Annotated in this window: 11 protein-coding genes; 5 read left to right on the top strand and 6 right to left on the bottom strand. The window is 68.1% G+C overall.

Annotated elements, in window-relative coordinates:
• The first annotated feature begins 165 nt into the window (after positions 1–165).
• Positions 166–459: a PilZ domain-containing protein gene (locus LZC94_24315; protein ID WXB10997.1), complete on the top strand. Its 294-nt coding sequence runs from the start codon at positions 166–168 to the stop codon at positions 457–459.
• A gap of 112 nt (positions 460–571) precedes the next feature.
• On the opposite strand, the gene LZC94_24310 is transcribed toward LZC94_24315, so the two are convergent.
• From LZC94_24310 to LZC94_24285, 6 genes are all read right to left on the bottom strand, one after another.
• Positions 572–1,666 carry a beta-eliminating lyase-related protein gene (locus LZC94_24310; protein WXB10996.1) on the bottom strand — a complete coding sequence of 365 codons (1,095 nt, stop codon included), beginning with the start codon at positions 1,664–1,666 and terminating at the stop codon, positions 572–574.
• 113 nt (positions 1,667–1,779) lie between these two features.
• Positions 1,780–2,646, bottom strand: a complete 867-nt coding sequence (locus tag LZC94_24305; protein ID WXB10995.1) for an AraC family transcriptional regulator — start codon at positions 2,644–2,646, stop codon at positions 1,780–1,782.
• A 38-nt stretch (positions 2,647–2,684) separates the two neighbouring features.
• A complete protein-coding gene (locus LZC94_24300) occupies positions 2,685–4,505 on the bottom strand; it encodes a DUF4215 domain-containing protein (GenBank protein ID WXB10994.1) in 1,821 nt (606 codons plus the stop codon).
• Positions 4,506–4,507: 2 nt separating this feature from the next.
• Complete coding sequence (locus tag LZC94_24295) at positions 4,508–5,230, bottom strand: hypothetical protein (GenBank protein WXB10993.1); 723 nt, start codon at positions 5,228–5,230, stop codon at positions 4,508–4,510.
• Positions 5,214–6,560: a hypothetical protein gene (locus LZC94_24290; GenBank protein WXB10992.1), complete on the bottom strand. Its 1,347-nt coding sequence runs from the start codon at positions 6,558–6,560 to the stop codon at positions 5,214–5,216. Before LZC94_24290 ends, LZC94_24295 begins: the two co-directional genes overlap by 17 nt.
• A 59-nt stretch (positions 6,561–6,619) precedes the next feature.
• Entirely contained in the window at positions 6,620–7,240 is a 621-nt protein-coding gene (locus tag LZC94_24285; GenBank protein ID WXB10991.1) for an RNA polymerase sigma factor, read from the bottom strand.
• Positions 7,241–7,625: 385 nt separating this feature from the next.
• On the opposite strand from LZC94_24285, the gene LZC94_24280 reads away from it, so the two are divergent.
• The 4 genes from LZC94_24280 to LZC94_24265 all read left to right on the top strand — a co-directional run bounded on the left by LZC94_24280 (position 7,626) and on the right by LZC94_24265 (position 16,846).
• On the top strand, positions 7,626–8,537 hold the full coding sequence (locus tag LZC94_24280; protein ID WXB10990.1) for a hypothetical protein: 912 nt from the start codon (positions 7,626–7,628) through the stop codon (positions 8,535–8,537).
• Between the two features lie 131 nt (positions 8,538–8,668).
• Positions 8,669–11,056: a tetratricopeptide repeat protein gene (locus LZC94_24275; GenBank protein ID WXB10989.1), complete on the top strand. Its 2,388-nt coding sequence runs from the start codon at positions 8,669–8,671 to the stop codon at positions 11,054–11,056.
• Positions 11,057–11,279: 223 nt separating this feature from the next.
• Positions 11,280–15,470: a tetratricopeptide repeat protein gene (locus tag LZC94_24270; GenBank protein WXB10988.1), complete on the top strand. Its 4,191-nt coding sequence runs from the start codon at positions 11,280–11,282 to the stop codon at positions 15,468–15,470.
• On the top strand, positions 15,467–16,846 hold the full coding sequence (locus tag LZC94_24265; protein ID WXB10987.1) for a tetratricopeptide repeat protein: 1,380 nt from the start codon (positions 15,467–15,469) through the stop codon (positions 16,844–16,846). Before LZC94_24270 ends, LZC94_24265 begins: the two co-directional genes overlap by 4 nt.

Below are 16,846 nucleotides of genomic sequence, written 5' to 3'. Positions count from 1 at the left end.
CCCCTGGAGGGAAAAGACCGGTTTGGGGTTGCGTTCGGCCCGATTGAGTGCCAAGGCGGTCAGATGGGAATGAGCGATGACGCGTCCCGGACCCAAAGCTCCGCTCCGCCTTCGGACGATCGCCGGAGAACCGATCGCTACGAGGTCATATGGTCCGTCGACTGTATGACCGACGAGACCTTTCTCTACGCGTCGATCACGAACATCAGCGAGATGGGCATCTTCGTCAAAACGCTCGAGCCGCTTCCCATTGGCACGCGCCTGCTCCTGTCGTTCGCGCCCCCGGGCTACGAGCCCTTCAAGCTGGCCGGTGTGGTCGCCTGGCAAAACCAACTCAAGCTTCAAGCCGACAACCCCAATCCCGGAATGGGCGTCCGCTTCATGGACCTGGGCATCCAAGATCGGGAGCGTTTGGTGGAGGTCATACGCACGATCGCATACCTCCGCGGCTCGAATTGAGCGCGCGTCTCGTGCCTCTCGTGCTCTCTGCACCGTGCCGGCGCGCGCGACCCAAAAATGGGTATTTGGAAATTCGATAACCAAGAGCGGGGACGTCCGCCGGCACAATCATTCAATAAGGTCGATGGTCCGCCGGGGCATGCTCCGGCGCACCGGGGGTGGATGCCACTGTGCGTATGGCGGCGAGGGTTGTGTCGATGTCGGCGCGCGTGATGTCGAGGTGGGTGACCGCTCGGATTTCGCCGCGCACCTCGCCCATCCGCACGCCGTGCGCGGCGAGGCCTGCGAGGAAGGTCGCGGATGAGAGACCGAGAGCGCTCGGATCGAAGAAGACCATGTTCGTCTCGGGCACCGCGGTCCGCACGCGAACGCCGGGGATCTCCTGCAGACCGGCGGCGAGCCGCCGCGCGTGCTCATGGTCCTCGGCCAGGCGCTCGATGTGATGATCGAGCGCGTGCAAGCACCCCGCGGCGGCGATGCCGGCCTGCCGCATGGCGCCTGCGAAAATGTGCTTCTGGCGCCGAGCCTCGGTGATGAACGATCTCGAGCCCGCGAGGACCGCGCCGATGGGCGCCCCCAGGCCCTTGGTGAAATCCATCCAGACGCTGTCGACGGTTGCCGCGAAGGAGCGCGCCGAGGTGCCCGTGGCCACCACCGCGTTCATCAAGCGCGCACCATCCATGTGCAGGGCCAGACCGCGTGCTCGGGCGTGCGCGGAGAGCTCCGCGAGCTCGTTCGAACGCCATACGGCGCCGCCGCCGAAATTGTGCGTCTGCTCGACGCAAAGGAGGCGAGGGGGCGGTCCGTAAGGCGGCGGCGCCGTGGCGATGCGCGCCAAAGCCTCGTCGAGCTGCGCCGGCCCGAAGATGCCACGCTCGCTGGCGATGGGCTCGATGAGCACCCCCGAGCTGAACGCCGCGCCGGCCGACTCGGCGCGAACGATATGGGCCATCCCATCGGCGAGGATGGCGTCGGCGGGTCGGGTGTGGACCCGAATTGCGACGAAGTTGCACATGGTCCCGCCCGGGAACCAGAGGGCCGCCTCTTTGCCGAGCAGGTCCGCCACCCGCTCTTGCAGCTGGTTGACGGTGGGATCTTCGCCTTTTTGCTCGTCGCCGACCTCCGCGCCGGCCATCGCCCGCCGCATCGCTTGGGTGGGCCTCGTCTCCGTGTCGCTGATCAGCGAGATGATTCCGTTGTATGCCATGTTCGCGTCCTCGTCCGATGGGTTGCACTCCGGACGCGGAAGCTAGCGATGCATCCTCCGCCGCTCTTGGCGAAACCTGACGCGACGTTCGCGCCGTGCGCCGCTCAACGCGCTCACCTGCCGCGCGCGACGTTCGCGCCGTGCGGCTCGCGCGCACCATGTGTCTCGCGCGCGTAGCGGCCGGGGGTGATCCCCGTCAGACGTCGGAAGTGGTGCGTCATCTGGCTCTGATCGAAAAATCCGGTGGACGAAGCCACCTCGGCGAGCCGGAGCCCGGCCCGGATCATGGATTTTGCTCGCTCGACCCGCACGGCGATGAGAAAAGCATGGGGCGGCATACCCATGACCTTGGAGAAGCTGCGGATGGCGTGGGCCTCGGACACACCCGCCTCGGCGGCCAGGTGGGCGACGCGAATATCGTTGGCGCTCTCGTCGAGGATGCAATCGCGGATCACCGACGCTACGCGCGCTCCCGCCACCTCCGGCTCGGTGCGATCCGAATCGGCATGGCGTGCGAAGAGCCGATGGAGAAACGCGATGAGCCGCACCTCGCGCTCGAGGGCGATCGCGCCGTGGCGCGACGCCGCATGCAGCTCCGAGAACTCGGCGAACAGCGCGCGATCGTCGATGACGTGCGCCGGGAAGCGAAGGTGGCGCGGGCGCGCGTCTTCGCCGGCCAGCGCGCGCGCGACCAGCGCTTCGCTCGGATAAAACATGCGGTAGCCCCAACCGCCCTCCGTGGCCGCCCGACCCTCGTGAACCACGCCAGGGTTGATGACGCAGAGCGTGCCCGCGGGCATCACCAGCGCGCTTCGCCGCTCGGGGCGAAAGCGTTGCCCGCCGCATTCAATCACGCCGATGGCGAACGTCTCGTGCATATGCGGCGGAAACCGGAAATCGCGGTAGTGGGCGCTGAGGTACTCGGTTCGCGCGAGCGCATCATCGACCCAAATGGCGGGGGAGTCGTGGCATACACCCATCCGGCGATCCACCGCGGACGCCCCGCCGCCCGCCGCGCTCACTCCCCAACCGGAAATCGCCGGCCATAAACCCCGGCCTTGCCATCGTTGGTCGTATCCTCCCAGCCAATGGCCACATACGGCCCGGAGCCGCCCGAGGCGACCGTCGGGTTGGCGCGCGCACGGCCCGACACGATGCTCGCTTGAAACTCCGTCTCTTGCCCATCGACGTGGTTGAAGAGAAACCCGCCCGATCCCCCGAGAAAGCGCGCACGCACCTGCCCGCTGCTCGTATCGATCCAAGCCGCCACGTACGAGCCGCCCGCGGCCGACGAGGCCCCCAAGGTCGGCTCGAGCTGCTCGCCCTCGCTCACCCGGTCGTTGAGGGGCTCCGCTTGATCGCCCGCCACGGGCTCGGCCCCTTGCGCGCCCAGGGTGTAGCGCTGCACGAAGACGTCGCCGTTCGTGCGCCCGCGATCGTTCCACACGACCGCAAATCGCCCATCGGCGAGCCCCGCCACCGCCGGGTGCGTCTGCGCGCCGCCGTGCGAGCCATCGGGCACCGTGCGCTCCGGCCCCAAGGGGGCGCCGTCATGGCCGATGAGCCGTATTTTGACGGTGCCGGCGCTCTCCCACGCGATCACCCAGGCCGCGCCGGAGCTCCCGCCCACCGCGGCCACCGAGACGCCGCGCGCGGACCCCGCGGTCCAATCGTCGTATTGCTTGCCGCGCGCGCCGCTGGTCGGATGGTAGGTGCGCCCGCGGACGGTACCGCTGCGCGAGTCCTCCCAGGCCACGAGAAAGTGCCCGTTCGCCCCCAGGGCCATCACGGGGTGCGTCTGCGCGCCCTCTTCGCCGATGCCGCCCTCGCCGTTGATGCCGATGGGCGACTGCGGGCCTTGCTCGGCCACGAACGACGACGTCATCGAGCGAAGGCGGATCTCGGGGTTGCCCCCGCCTTCGTCCTGGTACACGACGAAGTACTTTCCCGCTGCGAACGCGGCCGACGGCGCGAACTGGTTTTGCGGCTCGGCGGCCGGCGGGAAGCTCGCCGCGGGATCGTTGGGGAGGAAGAACGAATAGTCGGCCATTTCGGCGCCGCCCGCGGCGTGACGGCCAAACCCGTCGGAGAGCACGCGCAGGGTGATCTCGGTGGGGCCCGGGGTTCGATCGCCGAAGAAGGCGACCAGGCGCCCCGCATCGCCGCTTCCTTGGGGCCAGAGGAGCACGGGGTTCTTCTTGTCGCCCGCCTTGCCGTTGGCGGTGCCGCCGGGGAGATGCCCGCCGGAGAGGTACACCTCGCCGGTGTGGCATGCGCCGTCGCAGATGGGGTCCGACTTCTCGCATTGCTCGCTGGGCTGGATGACCCCATCGCCGCAGAACGGCGGTTTGATGAAGCGCCGCATGCGGATTTCGACCGGCACCGCCCCTTGGTTCACCAGCGCTTTGGCGCACCCGTTGGCGATGCGATCGCCGCCCGCGTCCAAGCCGGCCGCCAGGAAGACGCGCGCGCTGCTCGACTGGCCCAAGGTCAGCTCCCCGCAAAACTTCGCCCCTTGCGCGCAGCCCCGGGTCCCGAGGTCCTGGGTGGCGATGGGGCGCGTGGCGGGGCCGCTCGCGTTGCCATCGGCGCCGCAATCGACGCCGTCGCTCGTCTCGTAGACGGTGAGGGTCAGCTTGCGCACGTTCTCGAAGGCACCGCGCGGAAATACGATGGATGGACCGACTTTGGCGCGCGGGCCTGGATCCTCGCCGGAGGAGCACCCCGTCCCCGCGCCGCCTGCGGCCACGACCAAGGCCGCACCGGCCAAATACACGCCCCGCAGGCCCGCGGCGCGCAGCCGCCGGCCTCCCACGTCGCGCACCCGCGACTCATTCATGATCATCGTTCCTTGAGCGATCGTTTCCAGAATCCGAACAAGGGTCGTTTGCGGGATTCCTCCACGCGCTCCACCCCCATGAGCGAAAGAGCCTCCTCGAGCGCACGACAAACCTCCTCGCGCCCGCTCACATAGGCGCGACGAAACCCGGCGCGCGCCACCGCTTGCGCGACGCGCCCCGCCCATACTTCGATGGCCGCTGGGTCATCGTCGGGATAACCACCCGCGAGGGCGACCGATTCCTCGTCGATCCGAATGGCGCAAAATGGATAATCCCAGGCGGCCGCCGCCTCCATGCGCGCGAGATCGGCCCGCGCCGCCGCGTAGCCTTCCGCGGTGGCCGCCCGCATCGAGACCCAGGGATCGGCGCCGTCGTACGTTCGCACGCGCGTGCGCGCATCGACCATGTCGCAGGTGCGGGTGGCGGCGTGGGCGCCGTCCAGGGTGGCGCCGAGCAGGGTGGGGGAGCCACCGCGCGTTGCCATCACGTGGCCCAGCCGCCAGCATGCGTGCAGGATATCGCGCTCGGCGATGGCGCCGACGAGCCCCTCGACGATGAGCGCCCGCAGGCTGCGCGTCGCCTCCACCACGTCGTGATCCGATGGGAGCAGCGCGCGCGCGTGGTCTTGCTTGCACCATGCATCGACCAGCGCATCGACGCCGGCCAGGTGCGAAGAAGGCTCGTGATGCGCCGTCGTCGCCGATTCTCTATTTGCTGTCGGCATCGATGGGGCTCTTCTTGGCCGGCGGAGCCGCTTGAGTCGGCGCCTGGACACGATTGGCCCTTTGCGGGTTCATCGCGTCGAGCTGCGCTTGCGCCCGCGCCGCATGGCTCGGCACCGTCAGCAGCTGCGCAAAGTGATTCCGCGCGGCCTCGGTCGACCCCATGTTCCGGTAGCAGACCCCCGCCTCGAAGGTCGCGTCGTAGCCGACCCGCGACCCGTAGGCGCGCGTGCTCACCTGATCGAAGCGCGAAACGGCCTTGGCGCACCCGCCGGAGTCCCGCACGCTGCGCGCGGCCATCAGCGCCGCGCTCGTATCGCCCGACGCGGCCAGCGCATCGAACACGCGCGTCGCCTCGTCGTAGTTCCTCGCTTGGTACGCGGCCATGGCCGTCGCATACGTCTCGGTGCCCGTCGCTGCCTGCTGCACGGTCTGCTGCTTGGTCTCGGCCGGCGCGCTCTCGAGCGAGCGCTTCGCCATCGGCGCCGCGGCCGCCGCGGGCTTGTCCGCCCGCGCGATCGCCGCCGGCGGGGAATCTTTCGAGCCGCCCCCCGACCCAAAGGCCGGCTGCTGCGGTGCCCGCTGGCTCGTGCTGGTGGCCGGAGGGGCGGGCGCACCCGCGGGCGCCGCCGCGTTCAGCCCGAACCCAACCTCGCTGCTCGGCTCCGAGGGCGCCAGCGCCACCGGTCCGCGCGCGCGCTCCTTCGAATCGGCCGCCTCGAGCCCCGCGCGCCCCTCCCCACCTTTTCGATACTCCTCGTCCTTCTTTTCGCCCATCGCCTCGGCGACCATGGGCATGGGCATGGGCGGTGCGGCGGCTGCTGGGGGAGGCGGCCGGTTGCGCGTTTCAATCGCGCCATGGGCGCCGGCGGCGTGCGCGGGGTCCATCGCGTTCTCCTCGTCGGCGGGGGCCGAGGCTGCCGGCTCGCCTTTTTCGGTCACCACCATGGCCGCGCCGCCGACGCCCATGTTGGCGCGCGCCCGCAACAAGAGGATGCTGGTCGACCCGATCATCAGCAAGAACACGGCGGCCATGGCCGTTTGCGGGCGCATCGCCCAGCTCCCGGCCCACGACACCACCCGCGAGATGCGACCGCGCAGCGGGACGACCTTCTGGGCCTCCTTGGTGGCGGCCAGGATCCGCTCCTCCAGACCGGGCGGTGGCTCCACGCGCTCAAGGACGGCGATGCGGCGGGTGGCGGAGAGTCCATGGAGCAGGCTCGCGCATCGCGCGCAACCGGCGACATGCCGCTTGCTGGCGGCACTCGTCAGCTCATCGAGCTCGTCGTAAAGCTCGTCCATGAGCGTGCTCTCGAACTTCTCGCAGTCCATACCTTTCCTCTTGTCGCCCCAGCTTCCCCTAGTCCGTCATCTGTAGTTACCCACGAAATTCATCGAAGGGCCCGTGCATATTCTTCGTACTCGCAGAGTGCGTCTTGCAGCCTCTCCAGCGCGTAGCGCATCCGGCTTTTAACTGTATTTTCAGGCACTCCGGTGATCTCCGCAATCTCTTTGAACGGGAGATTGGCCAGCTCGCGCATCAGAAAAACTTCGCGCTGGTCGTCCGGAAGGGCCTCGACCGCCTTGGCGATTCGTTGCTTGATCTCCGTCCCGCCCGCATCGCGCTCCACATTGGCGCGCGCATCGGCGGTTTGTTCGCCGAGGGTGGGGCCGTCGCCATCTCCATCGCTGCCCGCGCGCGCCTCGTCCAAGGACGGATGGCGCCTAAGAGCGCGTTTTCGCATCTGATCGATGCAGAGGTTGCGCGCGATGGTGTAGAGCCAGGTCGTAAAACGCGCCTCGTGTTTGAAGTCGGCCGCGTTTTGCACGACGCGCACGAACGCGTCCTGCACGACGTCTTCGGCGAGCTGCCCCACACCCAGCTGTCGAAATGCGAAATTGTAGAGCGAGGTCTGGTGCCGTCGCACCAGCTGCGCAAAAGCCGACCCATCGCCCCGCTGGTAGCGGATCATCAGAGCTTCGTCGGTCACCTCGACGCGTGCGCCCGTCACGACACCTCTGCGCGGAGTGCATGGAAAGTCGACCGCCGCGGGAGGCGGACGACGGATGGGTGACTTGGGCAAACACGCGCGCGAGCATTTCCTTGGAGGATCCAACGGGTCGGACCTCCAAAAGATCTTTTGTTTCGGAAAAGCTCGGGGCGCTGCATGAGTTCGGCGTTCGAGGTCAGCGGTCCCTCCCTCAGATGCGAGGAAAAAGGAAGAGGGAACCTTTCGGCTGGGTACTCTACCCTGGTCTCCGAAACGATTCCCAGCTTCCATACGGCTGGGCCTCATGCGGACTTCTCGTTGCAAGGGGGCGCCGGGCACAACTAGACTCCCCCACGCACTGGTATTTGTCTTGGTAGCCTTGGATTTGTGAGAGGAAGGGTTTCCGATGCGACGTCATGCGGCGATGGGTCTCACTTTTCTTCTATCGGTCGCGGTTTCGGTTTCTGTCATCGCGCAGCAACCGGCAACCACCAAGGGGGATGGAAAGGCGGCTGGCGCAGCGAAAGATGGCGGTGTCACATCTGGCACACCCACCACGTCCAGCGCCGGTGCGGCAGGGGGTGCAGGTGCGGCTGCCGCATCGAAGCCCGGTGATGCGGGTGCCGGTGTCGCAACGGGCGTGGGCCCCGCGCAGATGGATGGCCAAACGTACGCCGTGCGCCTTCGCGATCTCGAGGCGCGGGTCGACGAGCTGAAAGATCAGATCGGCCGCAGCCACCGCCGTCTTGCCCTGCTCTCGGACACGATCATGACGCAGGGCGCAGGTGGATCGCGCTCCGAGATTACATTCCACAACGAAATGTCGAGCGCCTTCAAATTGACGCGCGCGCTCGTCACCCTCGATGGCGCCGTGCAGTACAACCGGCAAGACGACACCGGCGCGCTGGCCGATCAGAAGGACATCCCCATCTTCAGCGGCTCGGTGCCCGCGGGCGATCACACGGTCGCCGTGGTCCTCAACTTCCAGGGCAACGGCTACGGCGTCTTCACCTACTTGCGCGGCTACAAGTTCGAGGTGAAGTCGAGCCACTCCTTCACCGCCGTGGAAGGTAAGACCATGACGGTCGATGCCACCGCGCTGGAGAAGGGCGGGGTCACCACGCCCCTCGAGCAGCGCCCCACCATCGAGTGGCACGAGAAGGTGCAGTCGCTCGGCGGCGGCGGGCAGCCCGTTCCCGCGGCCGCACCCATGCCCTCGCAGGGCGCAGCACCTGCCGGGAGCGCGGGCGCATCGGGAAGTGTGGGCGGCGGCGCGGTGCAGGGCGGCGTCGGGGTCTCCGTCGGGGGCAAAAAGTAATGCGAGCGCGGAGATGGCGCGCCTCTCCGGCTAGCGTTCGCGTTCGCGTCCCCGTTTGCCCGCGCGGCCCGGCGCTGCTTCTCGCGAGGGGGGCGCTCGTCGCGAGCCTCGTCGCGTCGGCGTCATCGGCCATGGCGGCAGGCTCCGAGGAGAACGCGCGCACCGCCCAAGCCGAGATCCAGCAGGCCGACCGCGAGGTCCCATCGGTCAACGCGTCGGTGCTCAACGCACGCACACAGCTCCTGTCGGCGGAGCAGCGCCTCGCCAACGGTGAAATCCTCTACCGCATGAAGGACTACGACCGCGCGTCGGTGGTCCTGGGCGAGATCATCGAGGGCTACCCGAACACACCGAGCTACCCGGACGCCATGTGGCTCCGGGGTGAAACGTACTACGCCTCGCAGCAGTACCTCTCCGCCCGGCGCGACTACCGCCAGCTGGTCGATCGCGGCGGCGAGCCGCGCTTTCAGCCTTACTTCGGCAAGGCCCTGGCGCGCCTGGTCGATGTGTCGGTGCGTCTGGGCGACGTGGCCTCGCTCGACTCGGTCTACCAGCGCCTCCAGCAGGTGCCGCCCGCCCAAGTCGACGCGGGCATCCAGTACGCGCGCGGCAAGGCCTCGTACTTTCGCAAGGACTACACGACCTCCGCCCAGCACTTCGGCGCCGTTGCCGCGGGCACACCCTACACGCACCAAGCCCGGTACTTCGCGGGCCTGGTCGCCATCAAACAGGCGCGCCCGAACCCCGCGTCCGCGGCATCCGGTAGCTCGGGACAGGCCATCGGCAAGCCCATTCCCGTCGAGGGCACCAGCACCACAGGCGGCCCGGAGCCGCGTCCCACCCCGCTGAACTACAAGCCGGCCATCGAGGCCTTCCGCCAAGTCACCGTGCTCCCGGCCGACACGCCCGAGCACCAGCACGTCATCGATCTGGCGTGGATGGCCATCGGCCGCCTCTTTTACGAGATGGACCAGTTCAACCAGGCGAGCGAGGCCTACTCGCGCGTGGGACGTGAGTCCCCCGAGTTCGACACGATGCTCTACGAGCTCGCGTGGGTCTACGTGCGCCTGGGCGACGTGCAGCGCGCCGAGCGCGCCCTCGAGGTGCTCTCCATCGCCGATCCCGACTCCAGCTACGCGGGCGACGGCACCCTGTTGCGCGCCGATCTTCTGCTCCGCGCGGGCGCCTTCGACAAGGCGCTGCAGCTCTATCTCGGCGTGCGCGAGCAGTACGATCCGATGCGGGTGAAGGTGGAGAACTTCCTCGAGTCGACCAAGGATCCCGCGGTCTACTACGAGAAGCTCTCGCAGCAGCAGCTCGACGTCCTCGACGTGAACGAGCAGCTGCCGCCCATCGCCATCCGCTGGGCGCGCGAGGCGGAGGACGGCCCCGCGGCCTTCCGCGTCATCGACGACATCAACCAGTGCAAGAAGCTGATCGCCGAGTCCGAGCGGCTCATCGACAAGCTCATCACGGTCAGCGGCTCGGCCAACCGGGTGCGCGCCTTTCCGGAGCTCCTCGCGGGCGAGCAGCGCGCCCTGGGCTTGATCAACAAGGTGGCGCGCGCGCGCGTTCGCCTGGCCCGCGGCCTCGATGACGAAGAGCCGGGGGATCTCTCGGGCGAAATCGGCTCGATCCGCTCGCAGCGGCGGCAGCTGATGGGCGTCGTCGAGCAAACGCCGGTCACCCAGCAAGACTTCGACGATCGCGACTACGACGGCTCCCGGCAGTGGAACACCGTGTCGCAGGAGCTCTCGCGCCGGGTCAAAGAGGTCGACTACCTGCACGCGGTGGTCAACGGCCTTCGCCGCATGATCAAAGAGGACGCCCAGCGCGGCGTCGCCCGCGATCCCGCGAGCGTCCAGCGCATTCAAGCGGAGCTCGACGACAACGAGCGCACCTTGAAGCTCTACCAGGACCAGGCGACCGAGCTCCGGCGCCAGATCGAGATCGGCCGCGCGCAGGTCGGCTTGGGCGACGCGCGCTACCAAAACGACGCGCAGGCCCGGCAGCAGTTCCGTGAACTCGTGGAGCGCGAGGTGCAACTGGCATCGAGTGGCCAAGCGGGTTCGAATGCGCAAGCGTATGCCCAGCGCATCTCCCCCATCTTGTCGCAAGCGCGTTCGACCGAAGAACGCGTCACCGCCGCGTTCAACCAGCTCGAGGCCCAGGTGGCGCAGCGGGTCGCGGAGCTTCGCGGCAAGATCGACGCGGAAGGGCAGAAGATCGCCGGCTACAAAGTGCAGCTCCAAGCCCTCGACGGCGATGCGCACGATCTGGTCGGCCATGTGGCCCAGCGAAATTTTACGTTGGTACGGGACAAGATCCGGAACATCGTTCTTCGCGCGGACGTCGGCATCACCGAACAAGCGTGGGAGGTACGCGAGGAAGAGCTCGAGCGCGTACGCAACCTGCAGCACGAGCGCGCCCGCGAGGAGCAACTCCTCGACGAAGAGCTGCGCGAAGTGCTCGACGACGCCGGCGAAGCGGCCCCCGCTCCCGCCACGTCCCCCAAATGAATTGAATCACTGAGTGAGAGAGCCAGAGCTTATGAGTGACCAGAGCGTAACAAAAAGGCGCCGTGCGCCCGGACGCGGACGAATCTGGGCCTCCGGCGCATCGGCGGTCGTCATCGCGATTCTCTCGTGCGCCGCCTTCGCGCAGACGCCCGCCGCACCCCGAGGCGCCCAGCCCGGAGCAGGCTCGCCCAACCCCGCAGCACGCGACGGCGGCGCTGGATCGGTGGGCCTCTCCGCGAGCGGCTCGGCCTCCGCGGGCGACGCAGGCGTCGGGTTCAACGCCAACGCGGCCAGCGGCACCGCGGACGCGGGCGCGCTTCGCGGACTGCTCCCGACGGGCGATGGCGGCTCCAACGTTCCCACGTTCGCACCCCCGGTGACGCGCAAGACCACGCCGCCGCCTCCGCCGCCCACTCCGGCGCAGGTGCAGGCGCTCGACCAGCTCAAGGTGGAGGCTGACGCCTACGAGCAGGGCGCGCGCGAGTACCGCGACACCGTCACCACCATCATCAAGCTCCACTACGAGACGAAGAAGCGCACCATCCTGGCCGGCCTCGATCGCGAGATCGCCACCGAGAAAGAAGAGCTCCGCAAGGCGCGCGACACCGCCATCCTCCGCCTCGAGGAGTTCATCGCCAAGTACTCGGGCCCGCGCGCCGTGCCCGACGCCACCCCCGACGCGATGTACCGCCTGGCCGCCCTCTACGAAGAGCGCGCCCGCTCGGACGAGGCCAAGGACGATCTGTCCGTGGGGCTGAAGCCGGCCATCGGCTTGTACAAGCGGGTCATCGTGGAGTTCCCGAAGTACCGGGAGCTGGCCGGCATCTACTACTTCCTCGGCCACGCCTACAACGACTCGGGGCGCACCGAGGAGGCGCAGCAAGTGTGGCGCTCCTTGGTCTGCCACAACAAATACGCCTACCCGACCCCGCCGGATCCGAAGAACCCGGACGCGGACACCATCGTGCAGCTCCCCCAGGACAACACCGAGGAGTACTGGCGAGGCTGGCGCGCGCGCCACCCGAACCCCCAGAGCGCCAAGCGCGGCGGGGGCGAAAACCGCTACATCGATCCGTACCCGGCCGCCTGCGAGCCCATCGTGCAGCCCTCGCTCCGCCCGGGCGAGGAGCCCAAGTACGTGGGCGAGGTGTGGTGGCAAATTGGAAACTGGGAGTTCGACAACCTCGACGTGCGCGGCGGCGTGGTGCGCGAAGAGATCGCGGCGGTGTGGGACTACAACCGCGCGGCCAGCGCCTACCAGCACTCGCTCCAGTTCAAGAAGCCGCCCCTGTATGGCGTCGCGCTCTACAAGTACGCGTGGACCCTCTTCAAGCAGCAGCGCTACGAGGCGGCCACCCGCGAGTTCGTGCACCTTCTGCTCTACACCGACGAGCAGCAAAAGCTCACCGGCGATCCCGGCGCGGACTTCCGCAGCGAGGCCTACACGTACATCGCAGGCTCGCTCACCAACCTCGATTTCAAGGGTCCGGAGCCGGAGGAGCCGTTCATCCAGCGCCCCGACATCGTCGATAGCGAGCCGAAGCCCGAGGTGGCGGAGGCCAAGCTCCACATCGCCATCGACCGCGTGCGCGATCCGCAGCTGATCCCCCAGGACAAGCCGTGGACCATCGAGATCTACAAGGCGCTGGCGCAGGAGTACCGCAGCCTCAATCAGTTCAACAACGCCATCGAGGTGTACGAGTCCATCCTGAAGAAGTGGCCGATGGACCCCACGGCGCCGGACGTGCAGAACGCCATCGCCGAGACGTACGACCAGATGAACATGACCAAGCGCCCCAACACGCCCGAGCACGACGCGATCTCGGCGAAGGCGCTGGAGGCGCGCACCAAGCTCGCCAACTACATCGGCAACACCCCCTGGGTCGACGCCAACAAGGAGAACCCGGCGGCGATTCAAAACGCCGAGCGCCTGGTGAAGGGCGGCCTGCGGCAGGCGGCGGCGCAGCACACCAACAACGGCAAGCAGCTGCTCGTCAACGCCAGCGCCACCGGCGATCCCAAGGAGCAGCTCGAGCTCCTGGCGCGCGCGCAGGCGGAGTACAAGCTGGCCGCCCTCGGCTGGTACGGCTTCATCAAGCAGGACGAGAACGCGCCCGACGCCTACGAGAGCCGCTACTGGCTGGCCGACGCGCGCCACAAGGAGCTGCGCATCGCGGTGCTCTTGCACCGGCTGCAGCCGCAGAAATCTCCGGAGCCCTCGCAGGAGCAAATCGAGGGCGCGAAGATCGCGGCCATCGACGTGCGCGACTCGAACGAAGACGACAAGTACCTCGCCAACGCCGCGTTCTTCGTGGTGGAGGAGAGCGACGTCAACCGCGACCTCGACTACCAGCGCTTCGAGGAGTCCAAGGGCTCCATCGGCGTGCAGAAGCGCGAGGCCGTGCGCTTCGACAACGACGGTCCGGACAAGAAGGTGATGCGCGATCCGGTGCCGCCGAGCGTGCTCGCGAGCATCCAGGCGCGCGACGAGTACGTGCAGCGCGTGCCGCCCTCGCTCGACGTGGAGAAGCGCTCGCTCGAGTACCAGTTCTACGCCGCCGACATGTTCTTCGTGTACGGCCAGTTCGACCAGGCGCGCCCGCGCTTCGAGTCGATGTACCGGCTGGAGTGCGGCAAGACGGAGTTCGGCTACAAGGCGTGGGAGAAGCTCATCTCCATGAGCAACATGGAGCGCGACGCCGAGCGCTCCCGCCAGCTGGCCGAGGCCGAAAAGGCCCACTCCTGCGCGGTGACCGAGGAGAACAAGGCCGCGCGCGACTTCATCGTCAACCCGACCTTGCAAGAGGCCGCCTTCGTCGACGCGCGGCGCAAGTTCAAGCAAGCGAAGGACGCGCCGCCCGGCCCGGAGAAGCAAAAGCTCTGGCGCGAGGCGGCCGGCATGTACGAGGCGGCGCTGGCCGCGGCGCCCGGTCGCGACGAGGCCCCCGAGGCCGCGATGAACGCCGCCTACGCGTACAAGCAGGTGGGTGAGTTCAACAAGGCCATCGACCTGTACAACAAGTTCATCGCCGAGTACGGGAGCGAGGCGCGCCTGGATGCCCTGCAGAAGGGCGATCCCAAGGCCAAGGTCGCCCCGAACCCCAAGCAGTACCAGGAGCGCCTGCAGTACCTGGGCACCGCCTACGACGAGCTCGGGACCACGTACTACGGCTTCTTCAACTACCAGAAGGCGGCGGAGACCTACGACAAGGTCGCGGCGAACCCCCGCTTCGAGGAGAAGAAGCGCAAAGAGGCCGCGAAGAACGCGATGATCCTCTACGCGAACATGGGCCAGCGCGACAAGATGCGTGCAGAGTACAATATCTTCGTCAAGCTGAATCCGACCGCGGAGGAGAAGGCCAACGCGGACTTCCTGGTGGCCGACTACGACCACAAGCAGTGGAACCCCACGGGCCCCGACACGGGCCAGAACCGCCAGACCCGCATCGCCGCGCAGTCCGCGCTGGCCGCGTTCTACAACGCCAACAAGGGCAAGCGGGACTCCTCGCGCTACGCGCTGCAGGCGGCGTACTTCAACGCCAAGATGCAGAAGACGGCGGACGACAAGAGCTACCGCACCTGGTTCAAGAACACGATCGCGGCGTGGGAGACGTTCCGCGCGGCCGGGTTCGCGACCAAGGACGGCAAGCCCGAGGCCACCTCGCCGCCCTTCGCGGACTACGCGGCGGAGGCCGAGTTCACCTTGGCCGAGGACGAGATCAAGCAGCAGTACGACACCGATCGCCACAAGTACACGGGCGCGACGGAGGACGTGATCGGCTCCGTGGATCCCAAGACGGGCCGGGTCATCAAGACCGGTAAGTACCAGGGGAACGCCAAGGCGGCCGAGAAGTACGACGAGCAGCTGCAGCACATCGTCAGCACCTATCCGTCGCTCGAGTGGGTGCCCGCCGCGCAGGCGCGCCAAGGAGCCCTCTACGACACGCTCCGCAGCGGCCTTTACAACGCGACCACCCCGCCGATCAAGCTCTTCACCCCGCAGCAAGAGACGATGCTGAAGAAGCTCGAGGCGAGCAACCGCGACGATCTCATCGAAAAGGCGGACGAGATTCGCTCCACCGTCAAAGAAGGCTGGCGCAGCAAGCGTGACAAGGAGCTCGCGGCGGCCGACGAGGTGATGGTGCGCCGCTATGCCTCCGCCGTGGCGCTGGCGCGCCAGTACAACGTACGCAACCCCGCGGTGACGCACGCCATCGCGCGGCTCGCGTACTTCACCGACATTCTCGGCGATGCGAAGATGCGTGAATACGTGACCAAGACCAAAGATCCGAACGACCCCTCGAAGACGCGCAACCTCGACTACCGCGACGGTCAGTACGTGCAGTCGCGGCCGGGCCTCACCACGGTGCCGCCGCCCTCGGGCGCCGCCTCGCCCCTGCCGGTGGCGCCATGATGCGGCGTTCGTTGTCGGCGTCGATCGCGGCGTTTGCCTTCGCGGGCAGCGCCGCGGTGATGGGCCTCGCCGCGCAAGGCTGCGGCGCCGCGGAGCAAAAGGTCGAGTACCCGCAGGGTGACGCGGGCGGTCCGGTGCAAACGGGCGGCGGCGCGCAAGTGGGCGTCGCGGAGCCCGGGCCGCCGGGCGAATCCAGCGGCCTCACGGGCGCCGCGCGCGACGCGTACGATCGCGGCTGGAAGGCGTGGCTCTCCGGCGATCTTCCGGGCGCCAAGGCAGCCTTCAAGGAGGCGCTCGAGAAGGCGCCGAGCTCGCACGCGGCGCACTTCTCCCTGGGCACCGTGATGGACCGCCTGGGCGACAACGCGGGCGCGCAGCAGGAGTTCCGCGCCGCCTTCAGCGCCAAGTCCGACTACGAGCCGGCCATCTGCGCCTATGCGCTCTCCCTCGCGCGGAACGGGAGCACGGGCGAGGCGAACACGTTCATCACCGACAAGCAGCAAAAAATGGCGAAGTCGCCGCGCATCCTCACGTGCGCGGCCGACGTGAAGTCGCTGGCCAACGACAGCGCCGCCGCGCAGCAAGCGGCGCAAGACGCGCTCCGCATCGATCCCGACTACAAGGACGCCATGGTCGCCATCGCCCGCGATCACTACCGCGCGCACCGAACCGAGCTCGCGAAGTACGCGCTGCAAGCGATCCTCGACGGCTTCGGCGACTCCAGCCCGCCGCGCGATCGCGACAACGCCGAGGCGCATTTGCTGCGCGGGCTGATCCTGCGCGAGCAGGGGCAGCGCCAGCCGGCCATGGCCGACTTCCAAGCGGCGGTGAACAAGCGCCCGGACATGGTGGAGGCGCTGATTCAGCTGGGCGCCATGAAGCTCGAGGCCGGAAACGTGGGCGAGGCCTTGCCGCTGCTCGAAGGGGCCGTGCGCTTCGGCCCGAACAACGCGCTCGCGCACTTGAACCTGGGCGATGCCTACCGCCTGTCGGGCCGCCCGCAAGACGCCAAGAAGGAGTTCGACACGGCGCTCTCGCAGGACTCGAGCTTGGCGGTGGCCCACTACGATCTAGGCCTTCTGTACCTGTTCTCGCCCAACGTGCCCGGCACCAGCGCCGATACCCAGGTGGCCACCGCCATCAAAGAGTTCGAGACGTACCGCTCCATGCGCGGCGCCAAAGCACCGCCCGGAAAGGACGACGACGTCGACGAGCTCCTGAGCCGCGCCAAGGCCAAACAGGCGGAGATGAAGAACGCCGCCGCCACCGCCGCTTCCGCGAGCGCGGCCCCCGCCAAAGGCGCACCCCCCGCCGGTCCGCAGCCGGTTTCTCCGCAGCCGCAGCCGGCACCTGCGCCTCCGCCGAAAAAGAAGTAG

It is taken from the genome of Sorangiineae bacterium MSr11954, assembly GCA_037157815.1.
GTDB lineage: Bacteria > Myxococcota_A > Polyangia > Polyangiales > Polyangiaceae > Pendulispora > Pendulispora albinea.
Note: the sequence above shows the minus strand (reverse complement) of the source record. Positions and strands in the feature narration are given on the sequence as shown.